Annotated in this window: 2 protein-coding genes and 1 pseudogene; all 3 read right to left on the reverse strand. The window is 61.0% G+C overall.

Annotation, left to right across the window (positions count from 1 at the left end):
- Positions 1-305, reverse strand: a pseudogene (locus tag INF37_RS15495) (hypothetical protein); the annotation flags it as partial.
- Positions 295-693, reverse strand: a complete 399-nt coding sequence (locus INF37_RS15500; RefSeq protein ID WP_193539407.1) for a hypothetical protein — start codon at positions 691-693, stop codon at positions 295-297. The gene INF37_RS15500 and the pseudogene INF37_RS15495, both read right to left, overlap by 11 nt.
- A 17-nt stretch (positions 694-710) precedes the next feature.
- A partial coding sequence (locus tag INF37_RS15505; protein ID WP_408004157.1) for an RNA dependent RNA polymerase occupies positions 711-1715 on the reverse strand: 1005 nt, incomplete at its 5' end.

A 1715-nucleotide genomic window follows, 5' to 3' on the forward strand; every position in this document is an offset into this window, starting at 1 on the left:
CCAAAATCACTGCCGAACTGCCACGCCTCCCGGGGCGTGGCTTTTTTGTTGTCCGGCACACTGCACCAGGCGCATAAGCCCCGCTTGGCATAGTCGATGCGTTCCCGGGGTGCTTCGGTGGAGCTGCCATTCTCGTTATGAAACAGAAACCCTCTTGCCAGGATGGTCAGCACCCGGTTGAGTCCCTCGAAATCAAGGATGGTGTCGAAGGTAAAGCGGCCCAGATAAGTGGTGTCCTGCTTGTTCCGGGCGGTGTAGTCTACCGCACCAGCATAGTCCTGAAACTCGTTCCACTCATTCAGCATGGTCTACCTCCAGAACATGTTCCTCAATGTGGTCCGGCAGCAGATCCCACAGCAGGTTTCGCTTGCCCAGGGCCACCACATAGGGCACCGCCAGGCTGGGCCGGACGATCTTGTTCAGCAGCTTGCGGCAGGCCTTAGACACCACGGCCCGCTCGTTGCCGCTGAAGGGGGCAGACAGATAGGCCTCCATCATCTTCTGGAAGGCCGGGGAATCCGCCGGGCGGCGGAGCTGCTTCCGTTCCCGGGCTGTCGCCAGATCGTCCATATCACAGACCAGATCTCCCAGCAGACGGAACCCGCCATGGCGGAAGTCGGTCAGGAGATCGTAGTAGTTGGCTCCCTCCGGCAGCCACTCCCGCAGGAATGTTTCTCTCTGCCCTTCTGTCATCAGGTGCCACTGCTGGTCTACGATGGCCTTTCGCAGAGCGGCGATACGCTCCGGGGAAAGCTGCTGGAAGAAGGCGTACAGCTCGTCGCTGTCGTAGAGTTCCTCTTGTCCTCTGCGTAGAGGATGCGGTCGATGTCCGTTTTTCGCTGCTGTCCCTTGGCGGGAGCGCGGCAGGCCCGGATGCGGGAGAGGCAGTGCTCGTAGTCCCACAGCAAGGTAGAAACAGAAGAAAGTGTTTTCTCATCCAGCTGCCTCTTCCAGTTTCGCTCCTGGGCGAAAGTAAATAACTCGCCGTCCTTTGCCGGTTTCTCCTGAATCTTGGGCGTGTTGCGCTCCAGCTGGCGGGCCAGCCAGGGCAATCGCTCCACCGGGGAGTCCACCGTGTCCCAGTTGATCCCGGCAAAGAAAGCCTCCAGCCGCTCCCGGTGGGTGGGCTCATACCAGGCGCGGCGGCGCTCCTCCGCACGCTCGGCCAGATACTTATACTGGAGGAACGGTGTGCGCTTTACCCTCCGTCCGCCCAGAAATTCATCCAGGTTAGGACGCACACCGGTCTTGGCCGCGTCAATTTCCAACCCGCTGTAGATGGCCAGGGCTTCCAAGTCCCGGCGGCACCGCTTGCGCTCCTCCGGGTCGGCGTGGTCGTTGTAGGCGATGACGCTGCGGTCCAGGGCGGCGTTGCAGATCTGTCCAATGCGGGCGGCAAAGGTGTTCTCCACCGTCTGGAAACGAGCCTGCCAGTCGTTGGCGTCAGACTTGGGTGCGGAGAGGGCGGGGATCTTCAGCAGGGGCAGATTGGCGTTGTTGGAGAGCTGCTGGTGGACATCGTAGTCATAGTTCCGCTTGACGCAGCGGTTCAGGATGGGATCGGCAATGGTCTTGATGAGGTCGCCGTCATAGTCTGCGCCGCCCAGCCGCTCCGCCGTCAAACTGTCAGCGGACACCATGACCACATCGGTGAGGTGACCCAGGTAATGCTGGCGCAGTGCGTCTCCCCCCGGATACACCGACAGCTGCAATTC

The organism is Pseudoflavonifractor gallinarum (assembly GCF_014982855.1).
GTDB lineage: Bacteria > Bacillota > Clostridia > Oscillospirales > Oscillospiraceae > Pseudoflavonifractor_A > Pseudoflavonifractor_A gallinarum.

What these genes read in the sequence shown, in the direction of transcription:
- INF37_RS15500 (WP_193539407.1), bottom strand. Translation starts at nt 693, where the DNA reads ATGACAGAAGGGCAGAGAGAAACATTCCTGCGGGAGTGGCTGCCGGAG.